The sequence below is a fragment of the Microcoleus sp. F10-B2 genome (assembly GCF_036704965.1).
In the GTDB taxonomy this organism is placed as follows: Bacteria; Cyanobacteriota; Cyanobacteriia; order Cyanobacteriales; family Microcoleaceae; genus Microcoleus.
This window is the reverse complement of sequence record NZ_JAUBTB010000086.1, coordinates 1-15,893: the sequence shown is the minus strand read 5'-3', so window position 1 is coordinate 15,893 and position 15,893 is coordinate 1. Positions and strand designations below refer to the sequence as shown.

Genomic DNA, 15,893 nt, shown 5'->3' with positions numbered 1-15,893 from the left:
ACAATCTACAATCGTTAAGCTAGTTCCCAAACGCATTCCGATCGCGTCAGGCGTATTTGAGCTAAGGCAAAAATGGTCGGGATAATGCGGCCGTAGTTCGTGGAGATCGATCGCCAACCCAAATCCGCGAAAAACCAAGTCCACATCACCGGGCCGAGCAAGGAAAATACGCTCCGCGTCGCACCGTAACGAGCCGCACTCACCGCCATACCGCGCCGCGCCGTCTGAATAGCCACATAATTTTGAAACTGGGTTGCTGCGGTTGCAGTGCCTGCAAGCACTCCTTGTTTTGCCATTTGATAGGTGGCAAAATGCAGCGCAAATTGATTAGCCATCAATTTCAGCAACATTGGTTTTAAGATGGAACTAACAGCTAAAGCGCTGCCGCCTTTGAACAGCAAACCCAGCGGGTCTTTTTCTGCTGAAATTGGCAGGGGTTCTGAGAGTTTAGAATCAACGATCGCTCGCTGTACGCGCACTGTCAGCGCTTGCTGTTCCTCAGCCGGCAAACGCTTCCACGCGCGGCCCATTAAGTGCAGAAATACTTCTGCCTCTAAGTCGGTGGTTGACAACTGTCTGGGATAAGGGATTTTGAGATAGCGACAAACTTGAATTAGTGCTTGTCTGTAAGTTACTTGTTGGGTTCGCCCTCTGAGTACCGTCAACCCGTCGGCTGCAAGATAGCGAAACCGCTGTTCTACGGCGTCGAGCCATGCTTGGCGATCGCGACTTTGTATGTCTATGGGTGCGGGGGTTTGCACGTAATCTAAAGGGTTAAACTTGCGGCTGAACAGAAGTTCTGTTAGTTGCTGCAATTCTTCTTCTGTTGTCAATTCTAGTGCTGCTCTGAGTTCGTCCAAGACTGTTGCCCTCCCCTATTCGATTTTAGATTTTAGATTTTAGATTTTAGATTGCTGCTGATTGACAAGCATGAGGATTTAGGATTTACCTACGGTGGCTTTTTTTGATTTGGTCTTAATCATGGATTCGTGCTGTCCTTTATTCTACTACTTGGTGGAGGGCGGTGGCGGGACGCCCCACAAGCTAGGGTTCTCAGGGTTTGGCCGCAAACTGAAATATTGCACTGAAACTTCCCCGCAGCCTTTAAGCTGATAACTAGACATTTAGTAAAAAGCAAGTCTTGGGCAGGCAGGATGCCTACTGCACAAGAGTTTTTGGAGATGTCTAATGACTGGTGACTACAGAGTAATGACTAATTATGTTCGATGTTGCGGTGATTGGTGCGGGTATTGCGGGGCTCAGTTGCGCTCAACGGTTGCGTCAAGCTGGTTATTCTGTGGCGGTTGTTGAGAAATCTCGCGGCGCGGGGGGACGTGTTGCTACCCGCCGCGTACAGGGTACTAGGGCGGATCACGGGGCGCGCTATCTGGAACCGCAGGGAGATGCGGTGCAGCGGTTAATTGAGGCTTTGGTCGATCGCCACATCCTAAAACTCTGGACTGATACTGTCTGGGAATTCAGACAGGGAGAAATGTTTTCCAGCCCTAATTCTTGTTATATCGCACCTGCTGGGATGAATGCTGTTGGTAAGTATTTTGCCCAGGATTTAGACATTTGGTTTGGCCGCCGCGTACAAGCTATTTCTACTACTGACAACCAAATGTGGCATCTTTCCCTAGAAGTCACTGATGACAATTTACAGACGCCTCAAGAATTGATTGCTAAGGCTGTTGTAGTAGCAATTCCTGCTCCTCAAGCCTTAATGTTTTTGAATTCAGAAATCGGTTTGCAATCTGATTTTCTTGACAAATTGCGTTCTGTGGAGTACGACCCTTGCATTGCCGTTATGGCTGGCTATCCTGCGGCAAAACAGCAAGATTTAAGCAATCTAAATCCGCAGTGGCAAGCTGTTACTTTTCGATATGATGCTGATTTAGCTTGGGTTGGCTTAGATAGCAGCAAGCGGCTTGAGTCGCAGCAGCCTGTGTTTGTGGTTCACAGCAGTGCTTCTTTTGCCGATCGCCATCTAGAATCTGTTGATTTGCCAACAGTCGGTCAAGAATTGCTCGATCGCACTTCTGAATATTTAATCCCTTGGCTGAAGCAGCCGGAATGGTTGCAGGTTCACCGCTGGCGCTATGCTTTTTGTCGAAATCCTTTGCCTGTTTCTTGTTTGCCTGCTGGGGGGAATTTGCCGCTGGTTTGTGCCGGGGATTTGTGCGGCGAAGGTCAAATAGAGGGTGCTTTGCGATCGGGTTTTGCGACGGCTATTTGGGTGAATTCTCAGTTGCAAAATTTGCCGTTAGATTCCAGCCTAAATTGGTAATATGGCTAAAATGAATGTATCGATTTGGCCTCTAACACTATGATTGCCATCCCGTCTGGGTTTAGCCCCGAAGATTATCTTGCCCTCGAACGTGATAATACCGTCCGGCATGAATATCGGCGCGGTTTGGTGTACGCGATGGCGGGAGGTAGCGATGACCACAGCCGTCTCTGTATTAATTTTATAACTGCGATTAACCTTCACCTGCGCGATATAGTTATGAAAAATCCATCTAACGACTTACAAAAAAATGGAAAAATGGTGTAAAATCCCACTTTTCCAAATTTTTATTTTTGTGCTGTTTGCTGCTGTTTTGACTCTTGTTCTTGCATCTGCAATAACTCGGGAACTGTTACGAAACTGTACCCTTCCTTTCTCAATCGAGCAATAATATCAGGCAAAGCTTTTACAGTTCTGGCTCGATTGCCGCCTCCGTCGTGCATCAACACAATGCCGCCGGAATTTGCCTGCCTCATCACGTTATCGATTAAAGATTCCGTAAGAGTGCGCCAATCAAAAGAATCAGCAGACCACATCACAACTGCATAATTTTTCTTTTGAGCGTAAGCTACCAATCCATTGTTTAAAATGCCTCCTGGCGGGCGGAACATCGATGTTTGGATGCCGGTCAAGTCCTCAATTAAAGATGAAGTTCGATCGATCTCGCGAGCGGCACCGTATTCGTTATACTTAAGGTATTCGTGGTTCCAAGTGTGGTTGCCGATCGCGTGACCTGCTGCTGCGACCTGTTTGCCAATTTCGGGATAAGATTGCAGGTATCTTCCTACCCAGAAGAATGTAGCCTTAATATTGTTTTCCTTGAGAATATCTAGGATTTGTGTAGTTGTTTTCGGCCAGGGGCCGTCGTCAAATGTCAGGGCGATCGCCTTGTGCTGGGAGTCGAGTTTGGCCTCACGAATGGTTGTACCTTTAAACTGCGACGGTACGGCTGATTGAAAGCGGATTGCCTGCAATTGGGTTAGAGCATTTTGGGAAAATTCAACTCGACGGGCGATCGCCTCGGAAAACTGATTAATATTGGAGACCGGCTGTTGTTCTTGCGACTGGGATACGGCCAAGACTTGCGCCTGAATCGGTTCCAATGGCTGATTGGCCCGCAAGTTAATCGGCAGCGTCACACCCAGCAAAAAACTTCCTGTGGCGGCAATAAAAGCAACGATTAAAGTTTTTCGCCGCCTCCACAGCAGTTTCAATTTTGTCACGTCATTCTCTCCTTCACACCTTGCACAGTTAATTTGAGATTTTATGTTGATATCAAGTTAATCCACTTAAGAGGATAATCTTAAATTGGACAGTCCGTAAAAATGCTACTGGAAATAACCGATCGCGGGGAAGTCCGTCAGGATAAAAAAATTTAAGATTTGTGCGGCAGAAATCTCCTAACCCATGAAAACCCCGGATGGTTGGACTTTTTCCCCAGGCAGGGGGACGGCGCTCAAATCGGATTAATGGCACGATATTCTTAGCGACTCAGCCCGCATCGCCCCGCGTCCCTACCTGACACTGCAAGTTGGTTTAACCTGAGATGTTGCACCATTGTCAATCAGCTTTTTAGCAACAGGCTTTCGGGCCTGTGAAGCCAAGAGTGAATTTTCTCGCTTCACAGGCCCGAAAGCCTGTTAAGCCAGAATGGTGCAAGATGTGAGTTTAACCGGATTTGATATGAGGGCGATCGCCCGCCCGGAGCGTCCTAATATTAACTTTTAGGGCCGATTCTCTCTTTATACAAGCCGACAATCAGATCGATAACTTCGGCAACAGTCAGATTGTCTGTTTGAATTTCCACAGCATCGGCCGCTTTGCGCAAAGGTGCAACCTCGCGGGTGCTGTCCTTTTCGTCCCGCAGGGCGATGTCTTGCTCCAATTGGGCCAAGCTAATATTAGCCCGATCGGTGTCTTTAAGTTGTAACAGCCGCCTGCGCGATCGCTCTTGTACCGAAGCAGTCAAAAAAATCTTTAGTTCCGCATCGGGAAACACGTTAGTGCCGATATCGCGGCCTTCTGCCACAATTCCGCCTTTTGTGCCGCAGCGGCGCTGTTCCTCCACCAGAAACTGCCGCACGGCGGGAATTGCCGCCATTTCCGAGACGCGGGATGTCACTTCCAAACTGCGAATTGCCTCGGTTACGTCTTCGCCATTAACCTTCAGCATCAAAGATGCCGGATCGAGGTTGTATTCCAAATAGCTCGAGCTGACTAATTCGGCAATCGCGCATTCGTCGGAAATCGGCGTGCCTGTTTTCAATGCCAGCCAAGTCAGCGCCCGATACATCGCGCCGGTATCCAGATAAAACAGGCCCAAAGCTGTTGCTGCTTGGCGAGTGACGGTAGATTTGCCAGCTCCCGCCGGGCCGTCGATCGCCACAATTGGTCGGCGATTCCTGAGAATTATATTGTCAATCAAGCGAGTAGAGCCGACTCTGGCTGCCACGGCTAAAAGTCCTGCGGTTTCCACAACCTGCAACGGCGTTAGAGTGTCGGGATGGACGAGTTCGGCGTATTCGATCTTTACTGCGGGTTCTCCTGCCACTTCTGCGCGCACCGCAGCGAGTGCGGCTGCGGCGCTGCGGTCGGGTGAAGCAAATGTTTCCGAGGCTTGTTGCAGCGCGCGGTAGAGTACGGAGGCTTGCTGTTTTTGCTCTGCTGTTAAATACTGATTGCGAGAACTCATTGCCAGTCCCGACTCTTCGCGGACGATCGGACAAGCGACAATCTCTACAGGCCAGTTAAAATCAACAGCCAGCTTTCTGATAATTGCTAGCTGCTGGGCATCTTTCTGACCGAAATAAGCTTTTGTTGGCTGCACCAAACTCAAAAGTTTAGTAACAATTGCCGCCACGCCCTGAAAATGACCGGGCCTTGCCTTGCCGCACAAAACCGATGTCATCGCCGGTGGCGGGACTACTTGAGTTAAGGATGAAAGGTGAATCTGTTTTTGGGCGGTTTTGTCTGTTTCTGTACGCGCGGCGAAGCTATCCCGTAGGGAATCGACCGCTTGGTTGCCGAACATTTCGGTTGCTGAGGGAGCAAATATGGCGTCAACCCCAGCTTGTTGGCACAGCCGCCGGTCTTGCTCGAAATTCCGAGGATAATCTTGAAAATCTTCTGTTGGCCCAAATTGCAGCGGGTTGACAAAAATACTGACCAGGACGATCGCATTTTCTTGCCTTGCCCGCTGGATCAAGCTCAGATGTCCTGCGTGCAAAGCTCCCATCGTTGGCACCAAACCGACTGTCAAATGAGGTGCAGCAGACTTTTGTGAATTTAAGTAGCAGCGAAGTGCTGCAATGGTAGTAAACAGGCGCACCGGTAGAATCTCCTGAAGGCCTTCGGCAGAAGGCAGAATTTGTTTGTCATAATTTTTTCGGCTTGACATCTCGCACCATCCTCGCTTAACAGGCTTTCGGGCCTCTTCCACCAAGTAATGATGCAAGATGTGAGTTTTATTCTACTTTCTGCCTTCTAAAGTTCGGATAACTTTTGTATTCTGCCTTTGACTACCGTTCAGCGTTCAACTTTTGTTTGCTGCTGCGGTTCGATCACTTCGATTTCCACTCTCGCAACGCCGCTGCTCATCATTCCCAGTACGCTGGCGGCGCGGGCGGACAAGTCTATGAGCCGATCGCCCACATAGGGGCCGCGGTCGTTAATGCGGACGACCACAGTGCGGCCGTTGTCGAGATTTCTCACCATGACTCTAGTTCCGAAGGGCAAATGGCGGTGGGCTGCGGTCAAATCATTTTGGTTGAAACGCTCGCCGCTGGCGCTGAGGTTGCCGTCAAATCCCGGGCCGTACCAGGAAGCCCAGCCGCTGAGGCGCACTTGAACTGGGCCCACAGACAGCACGGGGGGTTCTGGTTGGGGTTGGCCTGCGACTTCTTGCAGGGGTGGGGCGTTGCCCAGAAGCCGGCGGAGGCGATTGGTTGCTTGCAGGGCGTCTCGGCTAAAGTCGCTGGTGGTGTCGGGGAGGATTGTTTCGGCGTTGATGTTTACCAAGTCCTCGCCGTTTGCCTGAATAATGTAGCGATCGCCTTTTTCCCACTTAACGGTAATGCTGTTGGGATCGATGTTGTTGCGGGCTAGCTGGTTGAGTCTTGCTGCTAAGCTTGATGCCCGCCACACTGGATCGGGTTCTTGGTTGTTGGAGTTGCTGGCAATGTTGCCGACTTTTGGATTTTCTCTCGCGCCCGCTACTTTCGACGGACTGCCAGCATCGGCTTGGCTGTCGCCCGTTTCTTCCAAAGGCGTGTTTGTTTCCGGATTCGCGTTCAGAAAGGTGATGACTGGAATGTTTCGCACGTAGACTGTCGCTGCTTGTCGCCCGCCTAAGTCGTGGGGCTGAATTTTGGCGATCGAGTCTCGGGCAATTTCAGCTCTTGCTTGATACTGATACTGTCCGACTTTTTGTGCTTCGACCCGAGTAGCGTTTAACTGCGGGGACGATTGGGTGGCAATTACTTGGTTGGAAACCTGAGAGTTTTGATTGACGACATCTGTTGCTTGTGCGTGACAAGAGGATGCCGTTCCTACTACAGGAACTAACAGGACAGCGAGTAGACCACCAACAAATTTTTCCTTCATACGTCCATTTTTGTGAATAGCCATTGCCAACCGAGATTGGAGGATTCGCCGTTTGGCGGCGGGCGTCAAGGATTTCTCTCTTGCCCTTCGCCATTCCCCCGTGAGTCAAAGCAAAGTATCGGGGTGCGTTTTTGCTTTAATGCTTCAGCCGAAAAAATGGGCGGAAACTTCCCTAACACTTGACAACTCATACTCGATCCGCAATTTGTGTTTTGTTCACGAACTGCAACAGACTACCACAAACTTTTACGGTTGGGGATCGCTCACAGCACGAAATTTACCAAAAATCGAGCGAATCTTGACGGATATCGGTCTCAGATAATGCTTGAGTTCAAGTGCTTACAGCCGTTTCAGCAATTCCAGAAAAGTTTACAAATATTTACAAATATTTAGAGTGTTTAGTGGGCTGCCGAATCGCTAGTGTTAAAAAAGCTGTTTGTCAACTGTTATGGGCATAAACTAAAAACTGGAAATCGATGCAGGCAGACTTATGGATTATCGAGAAGCAGGTGTGGATGTTGAAGCGGGCAGAGCTTTTGTCTCGCGGATCGGGAGTATGGTCAAGAGTACGCACCGATCGGGAGTTTTGGGCGGATTCGGCGGGTTTAGCGGTTTTTTCAGCGTTCCGGAGGGTTTAAAAGAGCCGGTGATGGTTTCGGGTACTGACGGCGTTGGGACTAAGTTGAAATTGGCCCACAATCTCGATCGGCACGACACGGTAGGTATCGACTTGGTGGCGATGTGCGTCAACGACGTGCTGACCTCCGGAGCCGAACCCCTCTTTTTTCTCGATTATTTAGCGACGGGAAAGTTAAATGCCGAACAATTAGCTGCCGTGGTGGCCGGGATTGCTGACGGTTGCAAGCAAGCCGGCTGTGCTTTGCTGGGAGGGGAAACGGCAGAAATGCCCGGTTTTTACCAAGCGGGTGAGTACGATTTGGCTGGGTTTTGCGTGGGAATTGTCGAAAAGAGCAAATTGTTGGACGGTTCGCGGGTGGAGGTGGGAGATGTGGCTGTGGGGCTGGCAAGTTCGGGCGTGCACAGCAACGGTTTTAGTTTGGTGAGAAAAATTGCGGGCGATTGCGGTTTTGATTGGCATTCCCAACCCGAACATTTAGGTGGCAAAACTTTAGGAGAAGTTCTGCTAACTCCGACTAAAATTTATGTTAAACCAGTCCTCGAAGCAATTAAGAGCGGTCTAGAAATTCACGGTATGGCTCACATTACGGGCGGCGGTTTGCCGGAAAATTTGCCCCGCTGTTTGGGAGCAAATCAATCTGTGAAAATTGACAGCAATAGCTGGCCAAATTTGCCGATTTTCCAGTGGATTGCTGAAGCGGGCCAAGTTGCCACCGCAGATATGTTCAATACTTTTAATATGGGGATTGGGTTTGTGCTGTTGGTCGCTCCCAGGGAAGTAGAACAGGCTGTTAAATGGTTTGAATCTCAGGGAATTGGTGCGTTTGCGATCGGTGAAGTGATTGACGGCAAGGGAGAATTGATCGGGGGAGTCGATTAATTTTAGTTGAATGAATAAAAAAAAATCCTTTTTTTTTTGGGTTAAAAGCTTGACTCCAAGCATTCAATAAACTACAATTAAATAATGGGAGTGGTGGCAAAAATTAAATTAAAGCTACCACTTCCATTATTTAAAATATACCACAAGAATTCAAAAAAAGTCAATAGGTAATAGTTTCTTTTTTGAGAGCTAACTTTTTTAACAAAATTTTCATAAACTCGGTTTAGTGAATAATACCTTCACTAACTTGAATTTACATTCATGACTTTTAATAGAGGCATTGGGTTTGTGGTGTTGGTCAATCGCCCAAAAGTTGAACAGGCTGTTAAATAAGCTGTGGGTGATGACAAAACTACTGACAACTCGGGCTATCGGGTGCGGTTGAATTTCGATACTAGCTTGACTGGAACTGATGGTTTGAGAACGCGGTTGGAAGCAACAAACAACCCTCGGTACGATCGCCCTACCGGCACTCCCATGACTAGCACCAACTTTGACGGCGATGGCGGCTATCAAATCACCCTCGATAAACTCAGCTATCAGTTCCTCATCGGGAGCGGCACTAATGTTGAAATTGGGGCAAAAAACTTACTTCTGATGATGTAGCTCCTTTAATCAACCCTGATCTTGATAGTGCAGCCCAAGGCGCAGTTTCTCGGTTTGGAGCGTTCAACCCCGCTATTTACAACACTCCCGGAGAAACGGGAATTGCCATCTATTAACAATTGAGCGACCAACTATATTAAAGAAAACAAAGACAATGCTACTTCTGTGCACGTAGAAGCTCTGTGCCACATCCAAGTCAGCGATTTTATCAACGTTACGCCGGGAGTTTATATGATTACAAATACTGCTCATAACACAGACAACGGTAAAACCTGGGTGGGAGTTTTGCGGACAATCTTTACTTTCTATAGTGTTAAAATTTGTGCAAAAAAACCAGTTTTTAAATATAAGTATAAGTTAGCAGCACAATTATATATCTTTATTACTGCTGACCGCATCAATAAATTTCTAACCTATTTTTTAGCCTTATTACAGGCGAATTATGCAGTTTTTGGGTCCGTCAAACTCCGTGTCTGGCGACCCGTTCGTCCTGGATTAGATATTTCTTTACAAGGATGACTTGATTCCGATTTGTGGTATGTTTTGTTGGCGAGGGGATTTTTTAGGACAATGCTCGATATGAAACGTTTAAAATTAAAATCAATGCTGGCGGCGGCGATCGCGATCGCGATCGCCTTTTGCTTAATTGCGAGCGCCAGTTACGCCCAAGCCAACAAGAGTTTAACACTCGCGACTTCCCCAGACTACCCGCCCTATGAATTTAAAGATACGGCTGTTAGCGGCAACGAAATCATCGGTTTTGACATCGATATTGCCAAATATATTACTAAAGAATTGGGCTACGAGCTCAAAGTAACTGGCATGGATTTTAACGGCTTAATTCCCGCTTTGCAGGCGGGAAGAGCCGATTTTGTGATGGCGGGAATGACTCCCACAGCAGAAAGGAAAAAAAATGTTGATTTTTCTGACCTTTACTACGAAGCTCAAAATACAATTGTCGCAAATAAAGGCAGCAATTTGACCAAAGCTGAAGATTTAGCCGGGAAAAAAGTAGGCGTTCAACTCGGAAGCATTCAGCAAGAAGCTGTGAAAAAAATGGCCGGGGTGCAACTGACTCCTCTGAATAGGATTCCTGACATCATTCAAGAAATTAAATCTAACCGCCTCGCGGCAGGAGTGATCGAGGATACTGTCGCTACGGGTTATGCTGCAGCGAACCCGGACTTGGAATTTAACACAATTCCGAATACTGAAGAAAGCGGTTCGGCGATCGCCTTTGCGAAAGGTTCGAGATTAGTTCCAGAATTCAACCGAGTCCTCCAGCAAATGAAAGCCAGCGGTCAAATTAAGGAACTAGCTACTAAGTGGTTCTCTCGACCAATTCCGCAAGAACCTGCTCAAGCAAATCAGCCTGCGGTAACGCCCAAGTTCGGGTTAGATTTTGGCAAAATCTTGCCGAGTTTGCCTTATATTTTGTCCGGGCTTTGGGTAACGCTAACTTTTACCTTGCTGTCGGCATTTCTCGGATTTATCTGGGGAATCGTGCTGTCTCTGTTTAAGATTTCTAGCATTAAACCGCTGGCTTGGTTCGGTACTGCTTATACTTCTATTTTTAGAGGAACGCCGCTAATTTTGCAGTTGACTTTAGTTTATTTTGCAACGCCGCAGCTTACAGGCTATAATATATCGGCGCTGCAAGCTGGCGTGATTACTTTTTTCCTGAATTCTGGGGCTTATATTTCCGAAACAATCCGCGCCGGAATTCAAGCCGTAGATAAAGGTCAAAAAGAAGCCGCAGAATCCCTTGGCGTTCCCTACAAACTGATGATGGGCGATATTATCTTGCCGCAAGCGTTGAAAAATATTTTGCCTGCATTGGTAAATGAAAGTATTGCTTTGCTGAAGGATTCAGCTTTAGTTTCAGTAATAGGCGTAGAAGACTTGCTGCGCCGCGCTACAATTGTGGGAGCAGAAAAGTATATTTACTTTGAACCTTTGATATTTGTCGGTGCAATTTATTATTTGATGGTGCTTAGTTTAACTTGGGGGGCCAATGTACTCGAACGCAGACTCCAAAGTAGCAGTTAAGGTCGATCGCCTGTATAAATCTTTTGGCAATCTCAAGGTTTTGCGCGAGATAACTACTGAGATTCACAAAGGAGAAGTGATTGCCATTATCGGCCCTTCGGGGTGCGGCAAGTCTACTTTTTTGCGGTGTTTGAATTTACTGGAAATTCCGACTTCCGGACACATATACATTGATGGAGTGGATATTACTGCGCCGAAGGCAGATATTATGAAAATCCGCCAGAAAGTGGGGATGGTTTTTCAGCATTTCCACTTGTTTCCGCACATGACTGTGCTGCAAAATGTGATGTATGCGCCTGTAAAGGTGAAGCAGGTGGCTAAGGATGAGGCGCGTCTGAAGGGGTTAGAATTGCTGGAAAAAGTGGGTTTGTCCGATAAGGCTGAGGTTTATCCTTCTAAGCTTTCGGGGGGACAAAAACAGCGGGTGGCGATCGCCCGCTGTTTGGCTATGGAACCGGAGATTTTGTTGATGGACGAACCGACTTCTGCACTCGACCCAGAAATGGTTAAAGAAGTGTTAGATGTGATGAAAGCTTTGACGAAAACGGGAATTACAATGGCAATTGTAACTCACGAAATGGGTTTTGCGCGGGAAGTCGCCCACCGGATATTGTTTTTGGATGGCGGAAAGGTGGCGGAAGATGTGCCGCCGCAGGAGTTTTTTAGTAACCCGAAGTGCGATCGCGCCAAGCAATTTCTGGAAAAAATGCTTTAATTTATATAATAATTAGAGTTTTTAACCGCAGAGGACACAGAGGACACAGAGAGAGTTAGAGGAGAAAGAGAAAGTTGCGGTAGGGTGCGTCAGTTTGAGATGCTCGAACGCCACGGAAGGTATAATAATGTTGATTCGAGGATTAAGTTGGTAATTCTGTTAGAAAAATGAGAGAATTCTTTGAATCACCTGGGTATTAAAATTTTTCGGAAAGCGGTGTCTTTCCTGAGCGTGATCGAGAAAGAAAGTCTTGGGATAATAAGCAAGACCGGCTTCGATCTCGCTAATCTTTTCTAATAAGGGTTCGATCCGATCGATTTTGTCGGGATGGCGATGTTGGATGAGAGTCGCAGCATTCCTAAAATGCCGCCCCTCATCCTGCGTGACCAAATGTCCTACGCGAGCAAAGCCGTTCCCATAGTGTTGGTAGAATTCCTTAATATCCCGGTGATAAGACCACACGGAACCCATTTCGTCAAACATTAAACCAACTAGAATGGTGAATTCGTTCTCAATCAGAAATGCGATCGGTTCGAGTTCATGCACCCGACTCTGGTTTTTTTGGTCGATCGCCTCTGGGGACAAACCTGATACCATGTGATAGACCTTACGTAGAGCAACGTAGTGCCGTAATTCGTCTTGCAGCCAAAGTTCGATCGCACTCATGAATTCTAACGAGAACTCCGAACTGCGAGATAGCAGATGCTCGTAGAGTGGCTGACTGTCTCCCTCAGAAAACACATCTCGGCTCAAGAGATCCATAAATCCAGCCTGAATTGTAGGCGCGACTTCGGGAATTTTCAACTCATCGGCAATAAATTCATCTACACTCCACTCACTGCTAAGAATCGGAATTCCCCGGACATCATGAGTTTGTAATTTCATAGTTTTTCTGATTAGAATTTAAGTATTCACCAGACGATCGCTAACGATATGCGGAACAATTAAGCAATGTCGTCCGGTGATCGGATTGGTATCTCCGCGCAATACGATGCCGGATGGAGTATCGCCGACAATCCAGGAACCTACGACGAAGTGGTAGCCAAAATATTCGGGCAAGGGTTGATAGGACTGAATAATGAATCCTTCGCGATCGTAGCCCATCGCCTCGCGGGCGTGAACGGCTCCGGCAACAAAATCGCCTGTTTCAATAGAAACCCCAACACCTTCTAGACCGACGAGAGGCTTTTTGACGTGCATTTGAGTCAGTAATGCTGTGGATTCGAGCGAGATAGTATCTGTGAAGAAAGTCGGTAGCAAGAATTGAGCATAAACTGGGTGGTTGCCAAATAATTCCCACATCCACACCATCGATCCTTTATTGCTTAAAATCTGTTTCCACAGCGGTTCAATGATTTTCACGTCCCCTGCTATCAGGCGCGATGCTAGGGCTTCATCTGCGTTAAAAGATTGGCTGGCGAGTTGCAAATCCAGCCAATCGACGATTTTCCACAGCCGCAAGATCCGATTATTGAATTGATCGACAAAAAATCCTTCTTCATCCACGCCCAGATGGTTACGCAATCCTACAAGTTGGGTGAAAAAGCGATCGTTTCCCAATTCTTGATTAATAATTTCGACCAGTTGTCCTGCCATCTCGGTATCTTCTGACAGATGCTCGTCAATTAACAAGCTCAGACCGAACTGCTTTAAATCATAATGACGACTTAGAGTGCGGAATCGACCCGCAACTTCGTCCCAAAAGTTGTTGAACTGATTTGCATCGTTGGGAAGCGATCGCAAATCTCGGCTTGTTTTTTTCATATCATCTAACCACAGCCATTGATAGACTGTTTCTGCACCCAAGAGAGGAGTTTCGCCGTTGATTTCTAGAAGGCTAATTTTTCCATCTTCAGTGACGGCAAGATCGAAACGGGTATAAAGAGACATATCTTCTGCTTCGTCAACCCGATCCCACGAAACCTGAATTGCTTCCCAGAAAGCAGGGGGAATAGCGAGTTTTTTCATCCGATTTTCTAGGCCGTCGGCGGTGAAAAACCAGTCCAAAAACTCCCGACACATATCCCAAAGAGCCTCAGTAGCATCCCAGATGCTCGCCTCTTCTTGGCGCGAAAACATCACCCCAAAGGGACGGTCTAAGGCTTCTGACCAGTAGCGTTGGTTGATGTCTGCAAGAGGCTGACATTGGTAGGCGTTATCTAATACGTGCTGCTGCCAGTTGCGCCGTCGCTGAAACAAAAAGGGATACATGGTTGAAGCGCCTTGCTAGTGGTGTGGAACTCAATGATCTACAAAAACAGAGAAAAATAGTTGTGGGATGAATCGCCACTCAAGAATTCTTGCATCATATCAATTCCGGCTGCGCCGGAATGATATCAAATCCTTGCTTCATTCGTCGAGCGTAAAGTCGAATCCCGAGGCCAACAAATAAGGAGCGCAATTTTCATTTTTTTGACTCACAGTCAACAGTCAACAGTCAACAGTCAACAGTCAACAATGCGGACGGTGCAACCGGAATCGATATCACTTGCCTCCGCTTCCCAAAGGAGCCGTGGAACGGACTGCGCTACCAAACCTCCCCCGTCCTTTGATGGTTCCCTGAGCAGCGTGGCCTGGGGGGCGATTTGGGGTGTCGCCACTGGAGGAAAAGTAGGGAGAATCTAGCGGTATGCCTGGTAGGGGACGAGTAATCAGGGTTCTATCTGGAGTTACAATTCCGATGTTGGAGCGGTAAACGGGTTGCACTGGATAAACCGTGTAGGAGCCGCCGCTGACGCCGTTGACCACTGTTGGAGGGGCATCGTCATCGACATCATCGGTGAAATAGAAGCCGCCGAACTCTGGTCGCCATCCGGGGGTAGCAACGCTGGAATTCGATACCTGCGAGCAAATGCTTGCTGTGTCTTCTTGGCATTCTGGCTGGGTGCGATACACGGGCGTAATGCGCTCGTATTCCTGCATTGCGTACCGGAACTGGGCCTGACACTGCTCTTTGGTGAACCCGTTGCTTTGGTTCGTCGCATCTACAATACATTGCTGTTCGGATTCGTAGTAGCGTACTTCGTTGGGTTGGTGCAACATGATATAAGCAAGAGAGCCTAATCCACCGATCGCCAGTACACCTGATGTAATTAGAAGGTAACGAATTGTTGTCGTTCGATTGTTGTTATGAGTCATGGCTAACCGAAGGTTAGAGTCATTATTTCAAAGAACCTGTAATGTGATGAATTTGCTGCCACTGAGATGATTGGATTTACACGGTCAGCCAAAGTTCAAGTAGTTTACCTAAGTCTGTGAGTTGGCACTCAGGACTTTGATTATAGCTTTTACTACATTGCCCGATTCAGGGATTCCTCGATCGCAGCAAATTATCTTCCTCAAATATTTGATTTCAAATTCGCCTTTTTTGACTGCGCTGATTTCGCTGGCGATCGAGCTTTGCCAAAACAGCACCGGAAACATCCGCCAGAATGCTAATTATCCGATACAAAGCCACGGCACTCAAAATTATATTTGTAGAAAAGCGATCGGACAGCAGGGCGAGCGCCGTTGCTTCAAATACTCCCATTCCCCCCGGTGCACCCGGTACGACTAAACCGACAACAGGTGGATATTACTTTGGCGAAGGCAGATATTATGAAAATCCGCCAGAAAGTGGGGATGGTTTTTCAGCATTTCCACTTTCGCACATGACTGTGCTGCAAAATGTGATGTATGCGCCTGTAAAGGTGAAACAGGTTGAAGCGGATGAGGCGCGTCTGAAGGAGTTAGAATTGATGGAACCGAATATTTTGTTGATGGACGAACCGACTTCTGCACTCGATCCAGAAATGGTTAAAGAAGTGTTAGATGTGATGAAAGCTTTGACGAAAAGCGGAATTACAATGGCAATTGTAACTCACAAAATGGGTTTTGCGCGGGAAGTCGCGCACCGGATATTGTTTCTCGATGGGGGAAAGGTGGCGGAAGATGTGCCGCCGCAGGAGTTTTTTAGCAACCCGAAGTGCGATCGCGCGAAGCAATTTCTGGAAAAAATGCTTTAACAAGTTTGTAGCGAGGATTTCAGTCCTTCTCAAAAGACATCTCCAAAAACAATTAAAGCCTTTGTGTAACTAGCCTGTATGACGTAAATGCAATCATCCTAAATTAGCGAC

The 15,893-nt window shown here is 47.5% G+C and carries 15 protein-coding genes; 8 read left to right on the top strand and 7 right to left on the bottom strand.

Going from position 1 to position 15,893, the window contains the following annotated elements; all coding sequences use genetic code 11:
• Nucleotides 1-14 precede the first annotated feature (14 nt).
• The gene (locus QUA99_RS25820; RefSeq protein WP_333241986.1) at nucleotides 15-860 is read right to left on the bottom strand and encodes a YaaW family protein; all 846 of its coding nucleotides are present in this window, start codon (nucleotides 858-860) and stop codon (nucleotides 15-17) included.
• Nucleotides 861-1,219: 359 nt separating this feature from the next.
• Here QUA99_RS25820 and QUA99_RS25815 point away from each other — a divergent pair, with 359 nt between their 5' ends.
• Both QUA99_RS25815 and QUA99_RS25810 read left to right on the top strand, forming a co-directional pair.
• The gene (locus tag QUA99_RS25815; protein ID WP_333241983.1) at nucleotides 1,220-2,287 is read left to right on the top strand and encodes an FAD-dependent oxidoreductase; all 1,068 of its coding nucleotides are present in this window, start codon (nucleotides 1,220-1,222) and stop codon (nucleotides 2,285-2,287) included.
• Between the two features lie 39 nt (nucleotides 2,288-2,326).
• Nucleotides 2,327-2,554, top strand: coding sequence for a Uma2 family endonuclease (locus QUA99_RS25810; RefSeq protein WP_333343587.1), 228 nt, complete (start codon nucleotides 2,327-2,329; stop codon nucleotides 2,552-2,554).
• A gap of 20 nt (nucleotides 2,555-2,574) precedes the next feature.
• On the opposite strand, the gene QUA99_RS25805 is transcribed toward QUA99_RS25810, so the two are convergent.
• From QUA99_RS25805 to QUA99_RS25795, 3 genes are all read right to left on the bottom strand, one after another.
• Nucleotides 2,575-3,510 (bottom strand): polysaccharide deacetylase family protein, encoded by a 936-nt coding sequence (locus QUA99_RS25805; RefSeq protein WP_333241980.1) that lies wholly within the window; start codon nucleotides 3,508-3,510, stop codon nucleotides 2,575-2,577.
• A 494-nt stretch (nucleotides 3,511-4,004) separates the two neighbouring features.
• Nucleotides 4,005-5,615 (bottom strand): bifunctional pantoate--beta-alanine ligase/(d)CMP kinase, encoded by a 1,611-nt coding sequence (locus tag QUA99_RS25800; protein WP_333242010.1) that lies wholly within the window; start codon nucleotides 5,613-5,615, stop codon nucleotides 4,005-4,007.
• Nucleotides 5,616-5,812: 197 nt separating this feature from the next.
• A complete protein-coding gene (locus tag QUA99_RS25795) occupies nucleotides 5,813-6,889 on the bottom strand; it encodes a septal ring lytic transglycosylase RlpA family protein (RefSeq protein ID WP_333241979.1) in 1,077 nt (358 codons plus the stop codon).
• A gap of 490 nt (nucleotides 6,890-7,379) precedes the next feature.
• On the opposite strand from QUA99_RS25795, the gene purM reads away from it, so the two are divergent.
• The 5 genes from purM (at nucleotide 7,380) to QUA99_RS25770 (ending at nucleotide 11,778) form a co-directional block, all read left to right on the top strand.
• Nucleotides 7,380-8,408, top strand: coding sequence for a phosphoribosylformylglycinamidine cyclo-ligase (gene purM / locus QUA99_RS25790; RefSeq protein WP_333241977.1), 1,029 nt, complete (start codon nucleotides 7,380-7,382; stop codon nucleotides 8,406-8,408).
• Between the two features lie 336 nt (nucleotides 8,409-8,744).
• Nucleotides 8,745-9,014 (top strand): hypothetical protein, encoded by a 270-nt coding sequence (locus QUA99_RS25785; protein WP_333241976.1) that lies wholly within the window; start codon nucleotides 8,745-8,747, stop codon nucleotides 9,012-9,014.
• A gap of 135 nt (nucleotides 9,015-9,149) precedes the next feature.
• On the top strand, nucleotides 9,150-9,533 hold the full coding sequence (locus tag QUA99_RS25780; protein WP_333242008.1) for a carbohydrate porin: 384 nt from the start codon (nucleotides 9,150-9,152) through the stop codon (nucleotides 9,531-9,533).
• 60 nt (nucleotides 9,534-9,593) lie between these two features.
• Nucleotides 9,594-11,063 (top strand): ABC transporter substrate-binding protein/permease, encoded by a 1,470-nt coding sequence (locus tag QUA99_RS25775; protein WP_333241974.1) that lies wholly within the window; start codon nucleotides 9,594-9,596, stop codon nucleotides 11,061-11,063.
• On the top strand, nucleotides 11,029-11,778 hold the full coding sequence (locus tag QUA99_RS25770; protein WP_333241972.1) for an amino acid ABC transporter ATP-binding protein: 750 nt from the start codon (nucleotides 11,029-11,031) through the stop codon (nucleotides 11,776-11,778). Before QUA99_RS25775 ends, QUA99_RS25770 begins: the two co-directional genes overlap by 35 nt.
• A 159-nt stretch (nucleotides 11,779-11,937) precedes the next feature.
• On the opposite strand, the gene QUA99_RS25765 is transcribed toward QUA99_RS25770, so the two are convergent.
• From QUA99_RS25765 to QUA99_RS25755, 3 genes are all read right to left on the bottom strand, one after another.
• On the bottom strand, nucleotides 11,938-12,663 hold the full coding sequence (locus QUA99_RS25765; RefSeq protein WP_333241970.1) for a hypothetical protein: 726 nt from the start codon (nucleotides 12,661-12,663) through the stop codon (nucleotides 11,938-11,940).
• 18 nt (nucleotides 12,664-12,681) lie between these two features.
• On the bottom strand, nucleotides 12,682-13,989 hold the full coding sequence (locus tag QUA99_RS25760; protein ID WP_333241968.1) for a glutathionylspermidine synthase family protein: 1,308 nt from the start codon (nucleotides 13,987-13,989) through the stop codon (nucleotides 12,682-12,684).
• Between the two features lie 273 nt (nucleotides 13,990-14,262).
• A complete protein-coding gene (locus QUA99_RS25755; protein WP_333241967.1) occupies nucleotides 14,263-14,916 on the bottom strand; it encodes a DUF1190 domain-containing protein in 654 nt (217 codons plus the stop codon).
• 293 nt (nucleotides 14,917-15,209) lie between these two features.
• On the opposite strand from QUA99_RS25755, the gene QUA99_RS25750 reads away from it, so the two are divergent.
• Complete coding sequence (locus tag QUA99_RS25750) at nucleotides 15,210-15,782, top strand: hypothetical protein (RefSeq protein ID WP_333241965.1); 573 nt, start codon at nucleotides 15,210-15,212, stop codon at nucleotides 15,780-15,782.
• The last annotated feature ends 111 nt before the right edge of the window (nucleotides 15,783-15,893 follow it).

Bases quoted from the DNA above. Each gene is read 5' to 3' on its own strand.
- QUA99_RS25775 (WP_333241974.1), top strand. From the start codon at position 9,594: ATGAAACGTTTAAAATTAAAATCAATGCTGGCGGCGGCGATCGCGATC.
- QUA99_RS25755 (WP_333241967.1), bottom strand. From the start codon at position 14,916: ATGACTCATAACAACAATCGAACGACAACAATTCGTTACCTTCTAATT.
- QUA99_RS25810 (WP_333343587.1), top strand. From the start codon at position 2,327: ATGATTGCCATCCCGTCTGGGTTTAGCCCCGAAGATTATCTTGCCCTC.
- QUA99_RS25765 (WP_333241970.1), bottom strand. From the start codon at position 12,663: ATGAAATTACAAACTCATGATGTCCGGGGAATTCCGATTCTTAGCAGT.
- purM (WP_333241977.1), top strand. From the start codon at position 7,380: ATGGATTATCGAGAAGCAGGTGTGGATGTTGAAGCGGGCAGAGCTTTT.
- QUA99_RS25760 (WP_333241968.1), bottom strand. From the start codon at position 13,989: ATGTATCCCTTTTTGTTTCAGCGACGGCGCAACTGGCAGCAGCACGTA.
- QUA99_RS25795 (WP_333241979.1), bottom strand. From the start codon at position 6,889: ATGAAGGAAAAATTTGTTGGTGGTCTACTCGCTGTCCTGTTAGTTCCT.
- QUA99_RS25815 (WP_333241983.1), top strand. From the start codon at position 1,220: ATGTTCGATGTTGCGGTGATTGGTGCGGGTATTGCGGGGCTCAGTTGC.
- QUA99_RS25750 (WP_333241965.1), top strand. From the start codon at position 15,210: ATGCTAATTATCCGATACAAAGCCACGGCACTCAAAATTATATTTGTA.
- QUA99_RS25770 (WP_333241972.1), top strand. From the start codon at position 11,029: ATGTACTCGAACGCAGACTCCAAAGTAGCAGTTAAGGTCGATCGCCTG.